Source organism: Corallococcus terminator (assembly GCF_003611635.1).
GTDB lineage: Bacteria > Myxococcota > Myxococcia > Myxococcales > Myxococcaceae > Corallococcus > Corallococcus terminator.
Genome location: NZ_RAVZ01000545.1, coordinates 1 through 3,682 on the forward strand (window position 1 = coordinate 1; position 3,682 = coordinate 3,682).

Annotated in this window: 3 protein-coding genes; 1 reads left to right on the plus strand and 2 read right to left on the minus strand. The window is 67.6% G+C overall.

Annotation, left to right across the window (positions count from 1 at the left end; all coding sequences use genetic code 11):
• The first annotated feature begins 279 nt into the window (after positions 1 to 279).
• Entirely contained in the window at positions 280 to 1,359 is a 1,080-nt protein-coding gene (locus D7V88_RS39755; RefSeq protein WP_147449083.1) for a hypothetical protein, read from the plus strand.
• A gap of 18 nt (positions 1,360 to 1,377) precedes the next feature.
• Here D7V88_RS39755 and D7V88_RS39760 read toward each other — a convergent pair whose 3' ends face one another.
• Positions 1,378 to 2,763: a serine hydrolase domain-containing protein gene (locus D7V88_RS39760; RefSeq protein WP_120545718.1), complete on the minus strand. Its 1,386-nt coding sequence runs from the start codon at positions 2,761 to 2,763 to the stop codon at positions 1,378 to 1,380.
• Between the two features lie 60 nt (positions 2,764 to 2,823).
• The coding region (locus D7V88_RS39765; protein ID WP_147449084.1) for an aspartate/glutamate racemase family protein at positions 2,824 to 3,682 on the minus strand (859 nt) is incomplete at its 5' end.

Sequence of the window (3,682 nt, forward strand, 5' to 3'; positions counted from 1 at the left end):
CTCCCGAAGGAGGGACCGGGGCGGGGGACGAAGGCCGCGTGACGTCATTGCGCTCGCTCATGGAAGCCGGCTCCAGAAACAGAAGTTGTCGAGGGGAACTGAACGGGAGTTCGTACCACGCGCTCGGCCGGCCCCTCAACTTCCCGTCTTTCCTGATGATTTGAGTGCCGGAAGGCCGGGCGGACGGGCAGGCGGGCGGTGTCAGCGCGAGGCGCACGGGTTCCTGGGACGCGCCGTGTTGCCGGGGGCGTGAGGGGCGTGGTTGGCTCCCTGCTCCCCGTGAGCCCACCGCAGACCGAACCGCCGATTCCCGTCGCCGCGAAGAGCCGGCAGTCGTTGGAGCAGTACATCGGGCTCTGCGAGTCGCTGGGTCGCTATCAGGTGCAGGACGTGCTGGTGGTGCGCAGCTACGCGGGGGACCTCCAGTTGTGGGTCAACCCGTCGTATCCGGACTACCGCAAGGCGTGGGTGAGTGCGTTCGGAGCGGTGCCGACGGGGCACGACGTGGACCACGTGTACTCGAAGGCCCGGGGCGTGCTGTACGGGTACGGCTACGTGCGGCTGGCGCTGGTGGACGGGGGCATCAACAAGGGCAGTGGCACGTTCGAGAAGCTGATGGGGCAGGTGTACCAGGAGAACGTGAGCCAGGGCTTCGCGATGCAGCCTCCGGAGATCCGCTACGCGGACGACGTGCAGGAGCTGAAGTTGAAGCACGTGTCGTTCAAGCCGCGCCAGAATTTCGCGGAGAGCACGAAGCCAGGGCAGGCGATATTGGGAGGCACGAGGCTGACGGGAACCACGAAGCCCCTGACGCCCCTGGCGCAGCGGGTGGTGGTACCCCTGGCGGCACCGACACTTCGGAATGTGGTCACGCCGAAGCCGCTGGTGACGACGAAGCCGGTGAAGCCGCTGGTGCCGAAGCGTTCGCTCCAGGTGACGGCGGTGACGGTGCACCGGACGGGCAGTGGGATCCGGGTTGTCTCCGCGCCGAAGTCCTATGAGTGGAGTGGGGCGGTGGTGGAGTGGCTCATGAGCGCGCTCATCGCTTCCGTGAACTACAAGCGGACCCAGGAGGCGCTGGACAAGGTCCTGGCGGGAGTGGAGTCGCACATCCCGAAGAACGGCGGCGTGCTGATCGCGACCGTGTACGAACAGCCGGGCAACGCGGATCAGTACGGCTATTCGACGGAGCTGTTCATGTACGCCTACGTCCTGGAGTACGGGGCGACGGCGCAGGAGGCGTACCAGCGCTACGAGGAGAAAACGTCGCGCCCGGGGTACGCCACGCTGTCACCCGCGGCCCGGCAGTCGTGGAGGAAGGTGGAGCACCACGTCTGGGTTCAGGCGGGGGAGCGCTGAAGCCGTCCGGGTGGAACCTCATTCATCCGTGGCATCCACCTCGGAGATGAGTCCGGTCGGGTCGAAGGTCACGGTCCAACGCTGCGTCAGGTCTTTGCCATACACGGCGCGATAGGTCCGCTTCTTGTGGTCCGTTGAAGCGCTCAGCAGGACCAGGCGGCCCAACGGCGGAAAACCACCGAGGCGCATGGCCATCCACTCGTTCATCTCCTTGAGGTCTTCCTTCGCGGGGCCGGTGAAGTGCCTGGCCTCGGCTGCTCCCCTGGCCAGTGCTTCCAGCACCTGCTTCAAGGTCGCGGTCCGAGCAGGGGCCGGGTCGGTGATGCCGGGCTCGTTCAGGAAGGGAGGCGGCGGCAGGTAGAAGTTCGCCACGCCGTGAGCCAGGTTCGGAGACAGCTTCCGCTGGTTCGTCAGCACGACCACGGCCAGCTTGTCGTCGGGGAAGTAGACGGTGTCCGACAGCGCAGGTCCACCGCTGTGACCGATGTTGGCACGGCCCCGATAGCGGCCCACGGTCCAGCCGACAGCGAAGCTCCCGGCAGCGCCATCGTTGAGCGGGGCTGGGGCCCCCATGGCGGTGCGCAGCTCGGCGTTCAACAGCTTGCCGGTCATCAGCGCGCTCATGAACCTGGACATGTCCGTGATGCTGGAGAAGAGGCCGCCGGCCGCCAGGGTGTAATGCGGATACACGAACCAATACTGCTGCTGGTGGTCGCCCTGCCACTGGTAGGTCGCCACGCGTTCCGGCACCACGTCGCTGGTCAGGACGATGTGTTCCGCGTCGTGGGCGGCGTTGTCGAAGCGGGTGTTCGACATGCCCAGCGGTGTGGTGATGCGGTCCCGGAGAAGCTGTCGGTAGGGGGCACCACCGACCTTCTCCAGCAGATGGGTCAGGATCGTGAAGTCGTCGGACCCATAGGCCGCCTTTTCACCGGGTGCGGACGCGAGGGGAAGCTTCTTCGCTTCCTCGACGGCTGACGCCACGCTGGCAATCTGGGCGTTCGGAGGCCCCGGCTTCAAACCCGACGTATGGCTGGCGAGCTGGCGCACCGTGATCTTGCTCCAGGCCGGGGGACTGTCCGGGATGTATCGGGAGATCGGATCCTCGAGGCGGATCTTCCCCTGTCCCACCAGGTCCATCAGCAGCACGGCAGTGAACATCTTGGTGCCCGACGCGATCTGGAACGCGGAGCGGGTCGTCGCCGGGGCGCTCCATTCCAGGTTCGCCGTGCCGTAGGCCTGCTGCTTGATGACCTTGCCGTCACGGATCACCGCGACCGCTGCGCCGGGGATGTGACCGCGGGCCATCTCCGCCCGCATGAAGGCATCCACCTTGTCCGGCGCGGAGAAGGCCAGAGGCCCCCAACCCAGCAGCAGCACCAGCGTCCATCGTTGGATCGTCATGTGCACTCATACTGCTTGGATTTCTGGAACCCCAGAAGGGGTTCGCGCTGGATCCGGGCTTCACCCCGCGGCTTCGACGCGCGGGCCTGCTCCAGGTGACAGACTTGAAGGAGCAACGGGTCCAGCGGTGCCAGCGTCCGCGCCCATGACGGACCCCTCATGCGCGCCACCCCCCATGGAAGGGGATGCATGGGAGGTCACGTCCTTGAGGGACATGGCCCCCCGGGTGACGGCCAGCAGCGCGGGCGCGCGCTGGGCGACCAGGAACAGCGGGTCGATGCTGCGCAGGGGCCGCTCCGGCGCCTCGCGATACAGGTGCCGCGTCAGCAGGTGCAATTCCGTGCACCCCGCGATGAAGCCGTCCGCGCGGTACCCGTCGGCCCCCAGCCACTGCTCGCACAGGGCCCGCACCTCGCCCGCGTCCCCGTGCTGCTTCATCCGGTAGATGACCTCGTGCAGCCGCGCCTGGTCCTCGTCCCGCAGCCACACCACGTGGGCCTCCACCTCGCGCCAGCGCGGATGGCGCTGGAACACCCCCGCGCTGCGCGTGCCCAGCGTGCTCAGCATCAGCCACCGGCCCCCGGAGGCCGCAAGCTGATCCACCGTCAGGTCCACCAACGACACCACCCTTGCGCGCAGATGCGCCGGCAGGTGGTCCAGGAAGTGATGCATGGTGACGCACGCGATGACGAAGCGCTGCGCGCCGAACTCCCGCAGCCGCTCCAGCGCGTCCACCAGCCACTCGCCCACCTCCGCCTCGTTCCCGCTGAGGATGGCCTCGGTCCGGTCCGGCACGCGCGGGTCCGACAGCAGGACACAGCGCAGCGCGTCCTGCTCGCGCGAGAAGCGGTGGACCTCATAGAGGGTCTTCACGAACTCCGCCGACGCCAGCGGCCCCAGCCCGCCCACCACCCCCAAC